This window comes from Streptomyces sp. NPDC030814, from assembly GCF_055572155.1.
Map to the genome: position 1 here is coordinate 229,708 of NZ_JBVIDX010000003.1, position 15,014 is coordinate 244,721.

The 15,014-nt window shown below is 71.7% G+C and carries 10 protein-coding genes; 2 read left to right on the forward strand and 8 right to left on the reverse strand.

What is annotated here, in order from left to right; translation table 11 throughout:
* Nucleotides 1-149: 149 nt before the first annotated feature.
* The 5 genes from aceE to ACZ43N_RS07915 form a co-directional block, all read right to left on the reverse strand.
* The gene (gene aceE / locus ACZ43N_RS07895) at nucleotides 150-2,852 is read right to left on the reverse strand and encodes a pyruvate dehydrogenase (acetyl-transferring), homodimeric type (RefSeq protein ID WP_468095815.1); all 2,703 of its coding nucleotides are present in this window, start codon (nucleotides 2,850-2,852) and stop codon (nucleotides 150-152) included.
* A 631-nt stretch (nucleotides 2,853-3,483) separates the two neighbouring features.
* On the reverse strand, nucleotides 3,484-4,125 hold the full coding sequence (locus ACZ43N_RS07900; protein ID WP_468095817.1) for a GntR family transcriptional regulator: 642 nt from the start codon (nucleotides 4,123-4,125) through the stop codon (nucleotides 3,484-3,486).
* 282 nt (nucleotides 4,126-4,407) lie between these two features.
* Nucleotides 4,408-6,213 carry a 2-oxoglutarate dehydrogenase, E2 component, dihydrolipoamide succinyltransferase gene (sucB, locus tag ACZ43N_RS07905; protein WP_468095818.1) on the reverse strand — a complete coding sequence of 602 codons (1,806 nt, stop codon included), beginning with the start codon at nucleotides 6,211-6,213 and terminating at the stop codon, nucleotides 4,408-4,410.
* Nucleotides 6,214-6,274: 61 nt separating this feature from the next.
* Nucleotides 6,275-7,663, reverse strand: coding sequence for a dihydrolipoyl dehydrogenase (gene lpdA / locus ACZ43N_RS07910; RefSeq protein ID WP_468095820.1), 1,389 nt, complete (start codon nucleotides 7,661-7,663; stop codon nucleotides 6,275-6,277).
* A 289-nt stretch (nucleotides 7,664-7,952) separates the two neighbouring features.
* Complete coding sequence (locus ACZ43N_RS07915) at nucleotides 7,953-9,491, reverse strand: leucyl aminopeptidase (protein WP_468095822.1); 1,539 nt, start codon at nucleotides 9,489-9,491, stop codon at nucleotides 7,953-7,955.
* Nucleotides 9,492-9,883: 392 nt separating this feature from the next.
* Here ACZ43N_RS07915 and ACZ43N_RS07920 point away from each other — a divergent pair, with 392 nt between their 5' ends.
* Nucleotides 9,884-10,693, forward strand: a complete 810-nt coding sequence (locus tag ACZ43N_RS07920; RefSeq protein WP_468095823.1) for an endo alpha-1,4 polygalactosaminidase — start codon at nucleotides 9,884-9,886, stop codon at nucleotides 10,691-10,693.
* 21 nt (nucleotides 10,694-10,714) lie between these two features.
* Here ACZ43N_RS07920 and ACZ43N_RS07925 read toward each other — a convergent pair whose 3' ends face one another.
* Complete coding sequence (locus tag ACZ43N_RS07925) at nucleotides 10,715-11,512, reverse strand: adenosylcobinamide-GDP ribazoletransferase (protein WP_468095825.1); 798 nt, start codon at nucleotides 11,510-11,512, stop codon at nucleotides 10,715-10,717.
* 116 nt (nucleotides 11,513-11,628) lie between these two features.
* Here ACZ43N_RS07925 and ACZ43N_RS07930 point away from each other — a divergent pair, with 116 nt between their 5' ends.
* On the forward strand, nucleotides 11,629-12,411 hold the full coding sequence (locus tag ACZ43N_RS07930; RefSeq protein ID WP_468095826.1) for a hypothetical protein: 783 nt from the start codon (nucleotides 11,629-11,631) through the stop codon (nucleotides 12,409-12,411).
* Here the strand turns inward: ACZ43N_RS07930 and ACZ43N_RS07935 are convergent.
* Both ACZ43N_RS07935 and ACZ43N_RS07940 read right to left on the reverse strand, forming a co-directional pair.
* Nucleotides 12,294-13,052 (reverse strand): hypothetical protein, encoded by a 759-nt coding sequence (locus ACZ43N_RS07935; RefSeq protein ID WP_468095828.1) that lies wholly within the window; start codon nucleotides 13,050-13,052, stop codon nucleotides 12,294-12,296. The two genes, ACZ43N_RS07930 and ACZ43N_RS07935, sit on opposite strands and share 118 nt — an antisense overlap.
* 117 nt (nucleotides 13,053-13,169) lie before the next feature.
* Nucleotides 13,170-14,936: a phosphatidylglycerol lysyltransferase domain-containing protein gene (locus ACZ43N_RS07940; RefSeq protein ID WP_468095830.1), complete on the reverse strand. Its 1,767-nt coding sequence runs from the start codon at nucleotides 14,934-14,936 to the stop codon at nucleotides 13,170-13,172.
* Between the last annotated feature and the right edge of the window lie 78 nt (nucleotides 14,937-15,014).

Genomic DNA, 15,014 nt, shown 5'->3' on the forward strand with positions numbered 1-15,014 from the left:
GGCGGGCCGGGCGAGGGGGAGGGGCGGGCGGCGCCTTGCAGCTCGGGGGCGTTGGCGGGTGCGGGCGGGTGGGGGAACTGCGCGACCAGCCACACCGCCCGCACCCGCCGACCAACCCGCACCCCCGAGTCAGAAGGCGCCCGGCAGTGTCACAGCCCGTACTTCTCGCGGGCCTCCTTCACCGCCGACGCCTTCGTCTCACCCCGCTTCGCCAGCTGCGCGAGCGCCGCCACGACGATGGACTGCGCGTCGACACCGAAGTGACGACGGGCCGCCTCGCGGGTGTCGGAGAGACCGAAGCCGTCGGCGCCGAGGGAGGAGTAGTCCTGCTCGACCCACTGGGCGATCTGGTCGGGAACCTGGCGCATGTAGTCGGAGACGGCCAGGACCGGACCCTCGGCGCCCTGCAGCGCCTGGCGGACGTACGGGACGCGCTCCTCGCCGCGCAGCAGCGCCGCGTCGGCCTCCAGGGCGTCCCTGCGCAGCTCGCTCCAGGACGTCGCCGACCAGACGTCGGCCGCCACGCCCCACTCCTCGGCGAGCAGCTTCTGCGCCTGAAGGGCCCAGTGGATGGCCGTACCGGAACCCAGCAGCTGGATGCGCGGGGCGTTCGCCGGGACGGTCATGCCCGCGGACTCCGCCGTGTTGAAGCGGTACAGGCCCTTGACGATGCCCTCGTCGATACCGAGACCGGCCGGCTTCGCGGGCTGCGGGAGCGGCTCGTTGTAGACGGTCAGGTAGTAGAAGACGTTCGGGTCCTCACCGGGCGCGGCCTCGCCGTACATCCGGCGCAGACCGTCCTTCACGATCGTCGCGACCTCGTACGCGAAGGCCGGGTCGTAGGTGAGGGCGGCCGGGTTGGTCGCCGCGATGACCGGCGAGTGGCCGTCCGCGTGCTGCAGGCCCTCGCCCGTCAGCGTCGTACGGCCGGCGGTCGCGCCGACGAGGAAGCCGCGGCCGAGCTGGTCGCCGAGCTGCCACATCTGGTCGGCCGTGCGCTGCCAGCCGAACATCGAGTAGAAGATGTAGAACGGGATCATCGCTTCGCCGTGCGTGGAGTACGCGGTCGACGCGGCGATGAAGTCGGCCATCGAACCGGCCTCGGTGATCCCCTCGTTGAGGATCTGGCCGTTCTCGGCCTCCTTGTAGTACATCAGCTGGTCGCGGTCGACCGGCTCGTACGTCTGGCCCTTCGGCGAGTAGATGCCGAGGGAGGGGAAGAGCGACTCCATACCGAAGGTGCGGGCCTCGTCCGGGACGATCGGCACCCAGCGCTTTCCGGTCTCCTTGTCGCGGACCAGGTCCTTGATCAGACGGACGAAGGCCATGGTGGTGGCCACGTTCTGGGAGCCGGAGCCCTTGTCGAAGGAGGCGAAGGCCTTCTCGGCGGGGGCGGGCAGCGGCGCCACCGGGTGGACGCGGCGGGCCGGGGCGGGGCCGCCGAGGGCTGCGCGGCGCTCCTGGAGGTACCGGACCTCGGCGGAGTCGGCGCCCGGGTGGCCGTAGGGCACGACGCCGTCGACGAAGTCGCTGTCCTTGATCGGCAGGTCGAGCAGGTCCCGCATCGCCTTGAACTCGTCCACCGAGAGCTTCTTCATCTGGTGGTTGGCGTTCTTCGACGCGAAGCCCTCGCCGAGGGTGAAGCCCTTCACGGTCTGGGCCAGGATCACGGTCGGCGCGCCCTTGAACTCGACGGCCGCCTTGTACGCGGCGTAGACCTTGCGCGCCTCGTGACCGCCGCGGGAGAGGTGGAAGCACTCCAGGATCTTGTCGTCGCTCAGCAGCTTCGCCATCTCGACGAGCGCCGGGTCCTTGCCGAAGAAGTCCTGGCGGATGTAGGCGGCGTCGCGGGTCTGGTACGTCTGGACCTGGGCGTCCGGTACCTCGCGCAGCCGGCGTACGAGCGCGCCGGTCGTGTCGAGCCGGAACAGCTCGTCCCATGCCGAGCCCCACAGCGTCTTGATGACGTTCCAGCCGGCGCCGCGGAACTGGGCCTCCAGCTCCTGCACGATCTTGAAGTTGGCGCGGACCGGGCCGTCGAGACGCTGCAGGTTGCAGTTGATGACGAAGGTCAGGTTGTCGAGGCCCTCGCGGGAGGCGAGCGCGAGTGCCGCCGTCGACTCGGGCTCGTCCATCTCGCCGTCACCGAGGAACGCCCAGACGTGGGAGGCCGAGACGTCCTTGATGCCGCGGTTGGTGAGATAGCGGTTGAAGCGCGCCTGGTAGATGGCGGAGAGGGGGCCGAGGCCCATGCTCACCGTCGGGAACTCCCACAGCCAGGGCAGACGCCGCGGGTGCGGGTACGACGGGAGGCCGTTGCCGCCGGACTCGCGGCGGAAGTTGTCGAGGTGGGCCTCGTTCAGCCGGCCGTCGAGGAAGGCGCGGGCGTAGATGCCGGGGGAGGCGTGGCCCTGGATGAAGAGCTGGTCGCCGGAACCGTCGGCTTCCTTGCCCTTGAAGAAGTGGTTGAAGCCCGTCTCGTAGAGCCAGGCGGCGGAGGCGAAGGTGGCGATGTGGCCGCCGACGCCGTACTTGGAGCCGCGGGTCACCATCGCGGCCGCGTTCCAGCGGTTCCACGCGGTGATACGGCGCTCCATCGCCTCGTCACCGGGGATGCCCGGCTCGGCGGCGGTGGGGATGGTGTTGACGTAGTCCGTCTCGAGCAGCTTGGGCAGCGCGATGCCGTTGCCCTCCGCACGCTCCAGGGTGCGGCGCATCAGGTACGCCGCGCGGTGCGGCCCGGCCGCCTTGGTGACGGCGTCCAGCGAGGCCTGCCATTCGGCGGTCTCCTCCGGGTCGCGGTCGGGGAGCTGGTCGAGCGCGCTCGGCTGGATGGCGTTGGGGTCGGTCATTGCGCCGCCTTCCTCAGTCGAAGGGGGTTCCCTCATCGGTAAGGGTTCGGGGGTGCCCTTGGTCTTTGGCAGGACAGGGCTGGGGCTTCGGTGGAAGCCCGTCGGCGACTGTAACCCGCTGATCGATGATCGATCAAAGGGTTCCGGGGCAAAAACTCTTGATCAGGAGAAAGTCGGCACGGGGTGCCTTCGGCGGAGACACCGGGTGCCGTTGGTGGCCGGGGTTTTCGCAGGTGGGGCGGCGTTTGAGCGGGGGTGCGCCCAATAGATCGGGGGGTGGGGTGTGTTGGGCGTGTGCGGGTGGGTGGGGGTTTTTCGCGCAGTTCCCCGCGCCCCTGAAAAGCGTCCGGGGCTGCGCCCCGTGCTTTTCAACGGCGCCACCCGGTGAAGGCCGGGCCGCAGGCCCAAGCCTTCAGGGGCGCGGGGAACTGCGCGACAAGCCCCCACCCACCCGCAGTCGAGGACGGCCCCGCAAAGCCCACCTGCCCGCAGTCGAGGACGGACCCGCAAAGCCCACCCGCCCGCAGTCGAGGACGGACCCGCAAAGCCCACCCGCCCGCAGTCGAGGACGGACCCGCAAAACCCCGCTCACCCGCGGCCGAAAACGCACCCTCCGGCGGCCCCGGGGCCGCTACGCCGGCTCGTCGTCCGTGTGCGGGGCGCAACCCAGCACGTGCGCCTTGACCAGGTCGGCGATCCTCGGGTCGCGGCGGCGGAACGCGGCGACCAACTCCTCGTGCTCCTCGGCGTACGACTGCTGGACCGTGCCCAGCCAGCGGATGCTGAGCGCGGTGAAGACCTCGATGCCCAGGCCCTCCCAGGTGTGCAACAGGACGGAGTTGCCGGCGGCCCGGACCAGCTCGCGGTGGAAGCCGACGGTGTGCCGTACCTGGGAGGTGCCGTCGGAGTTGCGGTCCGCCTCGTACAGCGCGGCGACGTGCGGCTCCAGCGCCGAGCAGTCCTCCGCCAGCTTCTCGGCCGCCAGCTCCGCCGCGATGGCCTCCAGACCGGCCCTGACCGGGTAACTCTCCTCCAGGTCGGCCGCCGTCAGATTCCGCACCCGGACGCCCTTGTTCGGCGCGGACTCGATCAGCCGCAGGGACTCCAGCTCGCGCAGCGCCTCCCGCACCGGCGTCTGGCTGACCTCCAGCTCGGTCGCGATCCGCCGCTCCACGATCCGCTCACCCGGCTTCCAGCGCCCGCTCACGATCCCCTCCACGATGTGCTCGCGGATCTGTTCGCGCAGCGAGTGGACGACGGGCGCGGTGGTCATGCGGGCTCCTTCGGCGGGGGACTGAGCCCCAAGGGCGTTGACCCATAGACAATAAAGCCGCGATGCCGCCCCTGAGGGGCGCACGGGGGCGCTTTCTCGCAGGTGAGACGAGACTTACACGCTCCCATGGTGGCCCCTTCTGTAAAGACCCGTACCGGCCGAGCTGCGAGAGCGGTCACGGTCGTGCCCTCCGGAGAACCCACGGCCCCCGCCAGGCGGAGAAAAACAGCGGTGCCCGCCCGGAAGCTCCGGACGGGCACCGTCGTACTGCGGTGGGGACCCCTACAGGCCGAGCTCGACCTCGAACTCGCCGGCCTCCAGGATCGCCTTGACCGCCGTCAGGTAGCGGGCGGCGTCGGCGCCGTCGACCAGACGGTGGTCGTAGGAGAGGGTCAGGTAGGTCATGTCGCGGACGCCGATGACCGTGCCCTCCTCCGTCTCGATCACGGCGGGGCGCTTGACCGTGGCGCCGATGCCGAGGATCGCGACCTGGTTCGGCGGCACGATGATCGTGTCGAAGAGCGCGCCGCGCGAACCGGTGTTGGAGATGGTGAACGTCGCGCCGGACAACTCGTCCGGAGTGATCTTGTTGGCCCGGACCTTGCCCGCCAGGTCGGCGGTGGCCTTGGCGATGCCGGCGATGTTGAGGTCGCCCGCGTTCTTGATGACCGGGGTCATCAGGCCCTTCTCGGAGTCCACGGCGATGCCGACGTTCTCCGTGTCGAAGTACGTGATGGTGCCCTCGGCCTCGTTGATCCGGGCGTTGATGGCCGGGTGGCCCTTCAGCGCCTGGGCCGCCGCCTTCACGAAGAACGGCATCGGGGAGAGCTTCACGCCCTCGCGGGCCGCGAAGGAGTCCTTCGCCTTGGCGCGCAGCTTCATCAGACGGGTCACGTCGACCTCGACGACCGAGGACAGCTGCGCCTGCTCGTGCAGGGCCTTGACCATGTTGTCGCCGATGACCTTGCGGATGCGCGGCATCTTGATGGTCTGGCCGCGGAGGGGGGAGACCTCCAGGGCCGGGGCCTTGCGGGACGCGGCGGCAGCGGGAGCCGCGGCGGCCGGGGCCGGGGCGGCGGCAGCGGCCTTCGCGGCCTCGGCGGCGGCGATGACGTCCTGCTTGCGGATACGACCGCCGACGCCGGTGCCCTTGACGGACGCCAGGTCGACGCCGTTCTCCGCGGCGAGCTTGCGGACCAGCGGGGTCACGTACGCACCCTCGTCGGTCGCCTTGGCGGCGGCCGGGGCGGCAGCGGCCGGAGCCGGGGTCACCGGGGCGGGCGCGGGAGCCGGAGCGGCCGGGGCAGCGGCGGCGGGTGCCGGGGCCGGGGCGGCGGGGGCAGCCGGCGCGGGGGCCGGAGCCGGAGCCGCGGGGGCGGCCGGGGCGGGTGCGGGGGCGGCCGGGGCAGCGGCGGCGGGCGCCGGAGCCGGGGCGGCAGGAGCCGGAGCGGCGGCCGGGGCGGCACCGGGGGCGCCGATGACGGCCAGCTTGGCGCCGACCTCGGCGGTCTCGTCCTCGCCGACCACGATCTCCAGCAGCACACCCGAGGTGGGCGCCGGGATCTCGGTGTCGACCTTGTCCGTGGAGACCTCGAGCAGCGGCTCGTCGGCCTCGACGGAGTCGCCGACCTCCTTGAGCCAGCGGGTGACGGTGCCCTCGGTGACGGACTCGCCGAGCGCGGGCAGGACCACGTCGGTGCCCTCGGCGGAGCCGCCGCCGGCGGCGGCCTCGGCGGTCGGGGCCGGGGCGGGGGCGGCCTGCTCGGTGGAGGGCGCGGCGGCGGCGGGCTCGGGCGCGGGGGCCGGAGCCTCCTCGGCGGCCGGGGCGGGAGCGGCGGCGGGCGCGCCGGTGCCGTCGTCGATCACGGCCAGCTCGGCGCCGACCTCGACCGTCTCGTCCTCGGCGACCTTGATGGACGCGAGGACACCGGCGGCGGGGGAGGGGATCTCGGTGTCGACCTTGTCGGTCGAGACCTCGAGCAGCGGCTCGTCGGCCTCGACACGCTCACCCTCGGCCTTCAGCCAGCGGGTGACAGTGCCCTCGGTGACGCTCTCGCCGAGCGCCGGAAGGGTTACGGAAACCGCCATGGTTTCTGTTGCTCCTTAACGAATTGCGGAAGTCTGGATCGTCGCTTCGTCGACCGAGGGGTCAGTCGTGCGAGTGCAGCGGCTTGCCCGCGAGGGCCAGGTGGGCCTCGCCGAGCGCCTCGTTCTGCGTCGGGTGGGCGTGGATGAGCTGGGCGACCTCGGCGGGGAGGGCCTCCCAGTTGTAGATCAGCTGGGCCTCGCCGACCTGCTCGCCCATGCGGTCGCCCACCATGTGGACGCCGACCACGGCACCGTCCTTGACCTGGACGAGCTTGATCTCGCCCGCGGTCTGCAGGATCTTGCTCTTGCCGTTGCCCGCGAGGTTGTACTTCAGAGCGACGACCTTGTCCGCGCCGTAGATCTCCTTGGCCTTGGCCTCGGTGATGCCCACGGAGGCGACCTCCGGGTGGCAGTACGTCACACGGGGGACACCGTCGTAGTCGATCGGGACGGTCTTCAGACCGGCCAGACGCTCCGCCACCAGAATGCCCTCGGCGAAGCCGACGTGCGCGAGCTGGAGCGTCGGGACCAGGTCACCGACGGCGGAGATGGTCGGGACGTTCGTCCGCATGTACTCGTCGACGAGGACGTAGCCGCGGTCCATGGCGACCCCGGCCTCCTCGTAGCCCAGGCCCTGCGAGACCGGGCCGCGGCCGACGGCGACCAGCAGGACCTCGGCCTCGAACTCCTTGCCGTCGGCGAGGATGACCTTGACACCGTCCTGGGTGTACTCGGCCTTCGAGAAGAAGGTGCCCAGGTTGAACTTGATACCGCGCTTGCGGAACGCGCGCTCAAGAAGCTTGGAGGAGTTCTCGTCCTCGACGGGGACGAGGTGCTTCAGGCCCTCGATGACGGTCACGTCGGAGCCGAAGGACTTCCACGCCGAGGCGAACTCGACGCCGATGACACCGCCGCCCAGGATGATCGCGGACTTCGGCACGCGGTCCAGGACGAGGGCGTGGTCCGAGGAGATGATGCGGTCGCCGTCGATCTCCAGGCCCGGCAGCGACTTCGGCACGGAGCCGGTCGCGAGGAGCACGTGACGGCCCTGGATGCGCTGGCCGTTGACGTCGACGGAGGTGGGGGAGGACAGCCGGCCCTCGCCCTCGATGTACGTCACCTTGCGGGAGGCGATCAGCCCCTGAAGGCCCTTGTACAGGCCGGAGATGACGCCGTCCTTGTACTTGTGGACGGCCGGTACGTCGATGCCCTCGAAGGTGGCCTTCACACCGAACTGCTCGCTCTCGCGGGCCTGATCGGCGATCTCGCCCGCGTGCAGCAGGGCCTTGGTGGGGATGCATCCCCGGTGCAGGCAGGTGCCGCCGACCTTGTCCTTCTCGATCAGGGCGACGTCCAGGCCCAGCTGCGCCCCGCGCAGGGCCGCGGCGTAACCACCGCTACCACCGCCGAGGATCACTAGGTCGAAAACGGTGCTGGCGTCGTTCGCCACGTCACGTCCTCCATGCATGTGCGCCGTACGCCGGTCTCCAGTGACCGGGCGGCGGCTGGTGTCCGGCCGCTCTTCTTCGGCCCTGTGGTGGGGGCCCTGTCCTGCCGAGCCCCATCTTCGCACTTGTCGGGAGGGAACGAGACGCCGGGCCGGGGTGTGAGACACCACACGCTCACTTGTGAGCGGACAGCGGGGCGGCGCCCCCGAAGGGGCGCGGGGAGCTGTGCGACCAGCCCCCGCGCCCCCGCGGTCGCCGTACTGGCGACCGGACCGAGCTAGTGGGCGGACGTCACCCCAGGTCACCCGCGGCGGCCCGCTCGGCCAGCCGCACCAGTGTCCGCACCGCGGACCCCGTGCCACCCTTCGGCGTGTACCCGAACGGACCGCCCTCGTTGAAGGCCGGCCCCGCGATGTCGAGGTGCGCCCAGGTGATGCCCTCGCCCACGAACTCCTTCAGGAACAGACCGGCGACGAGCCCACCGCCGTACCGCTCGCCCATGTTCGCGATGTCGGCGGTCGGCGAGTCCATCCCCTTGCGCAGGTGGTCCGGCAGCGGCATCGGCCACGCCGCCTCGCCGACCTCCTCCGCCGCCTCGTGCACCGCGGCACGGAACGCGTCGTCGTTCGCCATGATCCCGAACGTCCGGTTGCCCAGCGCCAGCATCATCGCCCCGGTGAGCGTCGCCACGTCGACGATCGCGTCCGGCTCGTCCTCGGAGGCCTTGGCGAGCGCGTCGGCCAGCACCAGCCGGCCCTCGGCGTCGGTGTTCAGCACCTCCACCGTCTTGCCGCTGTACATGCGCAGCACATCACCCGGCCGGGTGGCGGTGCCGGACGGCATGTTCTCGGCGAGGGCCAGCCAGCCGGTGACGTTGACCTCGAGGCCGAGGCGGGCGGCGGCGACGACCGCGGCGAACACGGCGGCGGCACCGCTCATGTCGCACTTCATCGTCTCGTTGTGCCCGGCCGGCTTGAGGGAGATGCCGCCCGAGTCGTAGGTGATGCCCTTGCCGACGAACGCCAGGTGCTTGGTGGCCTGCGCGTGGGTGTAGGTCAGCTGCACCAGCCGGGGCGCGGCCGCGGAGCCCGCGCCGACGCCGAGGATGCCGCCGTAGCCGCCCTTGGCGAGTGCCTTCTCGTCGAGCACGGTCACCTTGATGCCGTGTTCCTTGCCCGCGCCCTGCGCGATCGCGGCGAACGCCGCCGGGTCGAGGTCGTTGGGCGGGGTGTTGATCAGGTCGCGGGCGCGGTTGAGCTCCTCCGAGACCGCGATCGCGCGCTCTGCGGCGGCCTTGTGGGCGCGGTCGCGGGGCTTGGCGCCGAGCACGGCCACCTCGGCGAGCGGCGCCTTTCCGCTCTTCGCCTTGGCGGCGCCCTTCGCCTGACGGCCGTTCTCCTTGTAGGTGTCGAACGAGTACGCGCCGAGCAGCGCGCCCTCGGCGACGGCGCCGACGGCGTCGGTGTCGGCGAGCGGCAGCGCGAACGCCGCCTTCTTCGAGCCGGCCAGGGCCCGGGCCGCGGCGCCGGCCGCCCGGCGCAGCGTCTCCGCGCCGAACGAGCCGTCCTTCTCGGGCTCCGCTCCCAGGCCCACCGCCACCACGAGCGGCGCCTTGAAGCCGGACGGCGCGGGCAGCTTCGTCACCTCGCCCTCGGCGCCCGAGGCACCGAGGGTCTCCAGGACGCCGGCCAGCCTGCCGTCGTACGCCTTGTCCACGGTCTCGGCACCCGGGGCAACGACCGGGCCCTTGGCGCCCTTCGCGACACCGACCACGATCGCGTCGGCGCGGAGGCCGGACGCGGCGGCGGTGCTGAGAGTGAGAGCAGTCACGGTGGTGAAATCTCGCTTCCGATTGAGTTTTGGGTGGCCGAACGGATGGGGTCGACGTGCCGGGCACGAGCCTAGGCCCTTGTTCGGCCCGTCGGATCTGGGACGCGGGGGCCGGCTCTGCACCAGCCGCCCGGACGGCGTTCGCCGTCACCAGCCTCCCTGACTTTCCGCCTGGCCCATGCAGGGAGATCCCCATGACTTCGCCATAGGGGGAACCCTTGTCGCGCCGTGCCGATTTCCCTCACTCCTGCGGGTGTTCACCTCTTCGTGGCGTCGTGATCACCACCCGGGCTCGCATCTGTGGCCTGGGTCACACTTCTCCAGCCCCCGGCGAGTGATCAACTCATCGAGCATCCTTGCGGTACGTCACCCCACCCTCTGGAGCCCATCCGATGAGACGCGCCCCCGCCCGCAGCGCCCTGCTGGCCCTGCTCCTGCTCGTCGGGGGCTGTACCACCGCCCATGACGACAAGCCGGGCGCCGACCCGGGCCAGGGGAGGGGCGACCGTTGGCGGCCGAAGCCGGGCACGGACTGGCAGTGGCAGCTCAGCGGGCGCCTCGACACCTCCGTCGACGTCCCCGTGTACGACATCGACGGCTTCGACCACTCCGCGGACACCGTCGCCGGTCTGCACGACGACGGCCGCAAGGTCATCTGCTACCTGTCCACCGGCGCCTGGGAGGACTGGCGTCCGGACGCCGAGACGTTCCCCGATTCGGTCATCGGCAAGGGCAACGGCTGGGAGGGGGAGCGCTGGCTCGACATCCGCCGGGTCGACGTCCTCGAACCGCTCATGGCCGCCCGTATCGACATGTGCGCGGAGAAGGGCTTCGACGCGGTCGAGCCGGACAACATGGACGGCTACCGCAATCGGACCGGCTTCCCCCTGAAGGCCGCCGACCAGCTCCGCTACAACCGTCTCGTCGCCCGCCTCGCCCACGAACGGGGCCTGGCGGTGGGCCTGAAGAACGACCTCGACCAGATTCCCGCACTCGTCGGCGACTTCGACTTCGCGGTCAACGAGCAGTGCGCCCAGTACGAGGAGTGCGACGCGCTGACCCCCTTCATCGATGCCGGCAAAGCGGTCTTCCACGTCGAGTACGAGAGGGAGACGGACGACTTCTGTCCCGAGTCCCGGCGGCTGAGGCTCAGCTCCCTGCTGAAGAAGTGGGAGCTCGGGGCGTGGCGGAAGGCATGCTGACCGACGGGCCGGCCCCCGGGCTCACCCCACGGTGAACACGACCAGCGCCGCCGTCGCCGCCGTCTCCGCGAGCCCCCCGAACACATCCCCGGTCACCCCGCCGAACCGCCGGACGCAGTGCCGCAGCAGCGACTCGGCGGCGACACAGGCGAGGACGACGGCGAGCACCGCACGGCCGGGGCCGTACACCCCGAGTGACGCGCCCGCGCCCGCCGCCGCGCACCCCACCGCAGCGGCCGTGAGCAGCGCGCCCCGCACCGGCACCACCCCCGCCACCGCCGCCCCCAGCCCCTCCGGCCGGGCGGCCGGCACGCCGGTGCGGGCGGCCAGGGTCAGGGCCAGCCGGGCGGTGGTCGCCGAGACGACGGTCGCGACCGTGCCGAGGGTCCAGGACGCCCCGTACGCCTCGGCGAGCGCGGCGACCTGGGCCAGCAGCACGAGGACGAGCGCGATGACACCGAACGGCCCGATGTCCGACTGCTTCATGATCCGCAGCGCGTCCTCGGCGGGCTTGCCGCTGCCCAGCCCGTCGGCGGTGTCGGCGAGTCCGTCCAGATGCAGGCCCCGGGTGAGCACCGCCGGTACGGCGACACAGGCCACGGCGGCGAGCAGCGGCCCCGCGCCCAGGAGCAGCAGGAATGCGCCGAGCGTGGCCGCGGCGAGGCCGACCACCAGCCCGGCGGCGGGCGCGCACAGCATCCCCCCGCGCGCGGCGTCGCGGTCCCACCTGGGCACCCGCACCGGCAGCACGGTCAGGGTGCCGAAGGCGAAACGGAGGCCGTCGGAGAGAGTGGGCGCGGGCGCCGGGGTCGTGGACACCGGCGCAGGCTACCCGGCGGCCGGGTCGACGCGATCGGCGGCCGGGGGACCCGGGGGCGGCCCGGACGGCAGCACTGCGCAAGGCAGCTCGGATATATCGGCCATAAAGTGCCCTTATGGGTCACTGGTGGGAACGGAACATCATCGAGCCGGGCAAACTGCCGCTGCTCCTCGCGCTCTCCGCGTTCGTCCTGACGTTCCTGATCACCCGGCTCATCACCCGCCTCATCCGGGCCGGGAAGGGGCCCTTCCGCAACATCAGCGGCAGCGGCGGCGTCCACATCCACCATGTCGTCCCCGGTGTCCTGCTCACCGTCGCCGGCGGCTTCGGCTCGGTGGCCTCCGACGGGCACGGCTTCGGCGCACTGTTCTCCGCCGTGCTGTTCGGCATGGGCGCCGGGCTGGTGCTGGACGAGTTCGCGCTGATCCTGCACCTCGACGACGTGTACTGGTCGGAGGCGGGCCGCAAGAGCGTCGAGATGGTGGTGCTGACAGCGGCCCTGGTGGGCCTGGTGCTCAGCGGCTTCCTGCCGTTCGGCGTCAACGACCTCAGCGAGGAGGAGCTCCAGGACCGGGGCGCCGCCATTCTCACCATCGGGACGAACTTCCTCATCGCCCTGATCGCCCTCAGCAAGGGCAAGGCCCGGACGGCGATCTTCGGGGTGATCATCCCGGTCATCGCCGTCGTCGGGGCGATCCGCCTGGCCCGTCCCACGTCTGCCTGGGCCCGCCGCTTCTACCGTCGCCGCCCGCGTGCCCGCGCCAGGGCCCTGCTGCGTTCCTACCGCCACGACCGCCGCTGGTCGGGCCCGAGCCGCCGTCTCCAGGACTGGATCGGCGGCACCCCGGACGAGCCCCCCGCGCCGACGCCCGCGCCCGACCGGGCGGAACGCCGCTGACGCAGGGCCAGCAGCCCGCACAGCGCCAGCACGCCCGCGATCGCCGCCAGGTGCTCCTTCCCCGCGAGATTCTCCTTGACCAGCACCTCGACCACCATCGCCACGACGACCGCGGCCGCCGTGACGTACGCCCGGTACGCCCACCCGAGGAACACGGCGAGCCCCACCACGGCCGCCGACGGCCCGGTGTCGACGACCTGGGCGTCAGAGGCGGGCAGCCCCACGAAGGGGACCTCGGGGCCGAGCGCGATGCCCACGCGCGCGTACAGCGTGCCGGCCAGCGTCGCCAGATACGCCAGGGCCAGCGTCCGCGTCCTGCCGAGACCGATCTCCGCGATCCCGAACACGATCAGGATCTGCGCGAGAGCCCCCCACACTGGCAGGTCCAGCGCCGGCACGAACAGCGAGAGCGGGGTGCGCAGCAGCGCCAGCCACAGCGGATCCTCGGCCCGCACGGCGCCCATGTCCTCGATGAACCGGTAGCCCCAGGGCTGGTGGTGCACGACGTGGACGACGGTCGCCAGACAGACGGCGGCGACGGTCAGCGGGACCGCCCGCAGCCGCCGGCGCCCCAGGGCCGTACGCAGGGTGTCGTACAACGGCCCCCACTCGGCGCGGACCGCCCGGGCGACCCCGCTCATCCGCGGGCCTTCATCTCTGCGCGTCCTCGTCCCCATGTCCTGTACGTCTGTTCCGTACGCCGGTTCCCCGCGCGGGTGCCGGGGTGTCCGTCGCCGGACGCCCGGGGACCTACGTCGTCACCGGCGTGACTCCAGGTGTCTGCGGTGCAGCCACTTCGGCAGTCCCGGCGCCTCCAGGAAGCCCTCCGCGCGCGCCGCGGCGACGGCGATGCGCGGCAGGTCCGCGCTCTTCTCGAAGAGCAGGAACCGCGGCTCCCAGATGGGCCGGTACTTGGCGTTGGCCCGGTACAGCGACTCGATCTGCCACCAGCGGGAGAAGAAGCTGAGCAGCGACCGCCACAGCCGCAGGACCGGTCCCGCGCCGAGGCGCGCGCCACGTTCGAAGACCGAACGGAACATCGCGAAGTTGAGTGAGACCTGAGTGATCCCGATCTCCTCGGCCCGCTGGAGGAGCTCGATGACCATGAACTCCATCAGCCCGTTGTCGGCCTCGCGGTCCCGTCGCATGAGGTCGAGCGAGAGTCCGTGCGGCCCCCACGGCACGAAGGACAGCAGCGCCCTCACCTCACCGCTCCCGTCCGCGCACTCGAGCATCACGCACTGTCCGTCCGCCGGGTCGCCGAGCCGCCCGAGCGCCATGCTGAACCCGCGCTCGGTCGCCCCGTCCCGCCAGTCGTCGGCCCGCTGGAGGAGGCCGGCCATCTCGTCGTCCGGGATGTCCGTGTGCCGCCGGATCCGCACGGTGTACCCGGCCCGCTCGACCCGGTTGTACGCCTGCCGGACGCTCCGCATCGCCCGCCCGTCGAGGGTGAACTCGGCGGTGTCGACGACCGCCTCGTCCCCGAGCTCCAGTGCGTCGAGCCCATGCCGGGCGTACACGGTCCCGGCCTCTTCCCCCGCCCCCATCACCGCCGGGATCCACCCGTGCACCCGGGCCTCCACGAGCCACGGCCCGATGGCGCCGGGCCATGCCTCGGGGTCGCCGATCGGGTCGCCGGAGGCCAGCGAGACACCGCCCAGCACCCGGTAGGCGATGCCCGCCTTGCCCGTCGGCGACCACAGGACGCTCTTCTCCCGCCGCAGGGCGAAGTACCCGAGGGAGTCCCGGTCGCCGTGCCGCTCCAGCAGCGCCCGCAGCTTTGTCTCGTCCTCCTCGGTGATCGGGTCGACGGCCCTGCGGGAGCGGAAGGCGGCGTAGAACACGGCGAGGACCAGCAGGGTGCTGAGCACGTTGATGGTGACGTCCACCCAGGTGGGGGCGGTGACCCCCTCGAAGGCGGAGTCGTCGGAGGCCACCGAGACCAGCCGCAGGGCCCCGTAGGCCCAGCGGTCCCAGAACGTCGAGAGGTGCTCGTCCGGCGCCTCGTTGGTGACGGTGACGAGGATCGCAGCGAGCAGCGAACAGCTCAGCAGGCCGCCGAGCGCGACGGCCGCCGCGAGCCGGGGGTTCGACCGGTCGCCCTTGGCGTAGAACTCCCGCCGCCCCACGGCCAGGGACACGACGAACGCCGCGGTCAGGGTGAGCGACGCCCAGTTCTGCGGGTGCCGTCTGATCTCCTGGAAGGCCATCGCGAAGACGAACAGCAACAGGAGCAGCGTGCCCAGTACGACGTTCAGGATCCACGCCGCCCGTTTCCGGCGTCGCATGGTGATCGCCAGGAACGTCGTGAACACCCCGGTCGCGAACCCCGCCGTCAGCAGATAGGGCGTGAAGTAGTCGTCCGTGTTGTGCCGCCGGACGTCCTGCCCCAGTGACACCCACACGGCCCCGAGGAAGTTGACGAACGCGACGACCCGCAAGTACCAGACCGCGAACCCGGCGGCCCGCCGGGAGGCGGGACTGCCCACGGGCTGGACGAGGGTCGAAAGTGGGGCATTGGCCATGTTCGTGATCTTATGGGCACCCTTGAGGTCGCCCCTTCTTCCACCGCAGCCGACGCCCCTCACCGGTGCCGGCCCGCA

Excerpts from the sequence above, each read along its gene's own strand:
- aceE (WP_468095815.1), bottom strand. The coding sequence starts at position 2,852 with ATGACCGACCCCAACGCCATCCAGCCGAGCGCGCTCGACCAGCTCCCC.
- ACZ43N_RS07900 (WP_468095817.1), bottom strand. The coding sequence starts at position 4,125 with ATGACCACCGCGCCCGTCGTCCACTCGCTGCGCGAACAGATCCGCGAG.
- sucB (WP_468095818.1), bottom strand. The coding sequence starts at position 6,213 with ATGGCGGTTTCCGTAACCCTTCCGGCGCTCGGCGAGAGCGTCACCGAG.
- ACZ43N_RS07920 (WP_468095823.1), top strand. The coding sequence starts at position 9,884 with ATGAGACGCGCCCCCGCCCGCAGCGCCCTGCTGGCCCTGCTCCTGCTC.
- ACZ43N_RS07930 (WP_468095826.1), top strand. The coding sequence starts at position 11,629 with ATGGGTCACTGGTGGGAACGGAACATCATCGAGCCGGGCAAACTGCCG.
- ACZ43N_RS07935 (WP_468095828.1), bottom strand. The coding sequence starts at position 13,052 with ATGAGCGGGGTCGCCCGGGCGGTCCGCGCCGAGTGGGGGCCGTTGTAC.
- ACZ43N_RS07940 (WP_468095830.1), bottom strand. The coding sequence starts at position 14,936 with ATGGCCAATGCCCCACTTTCGACCCTCGTCCAGCCCGTGGGCAGTCCC.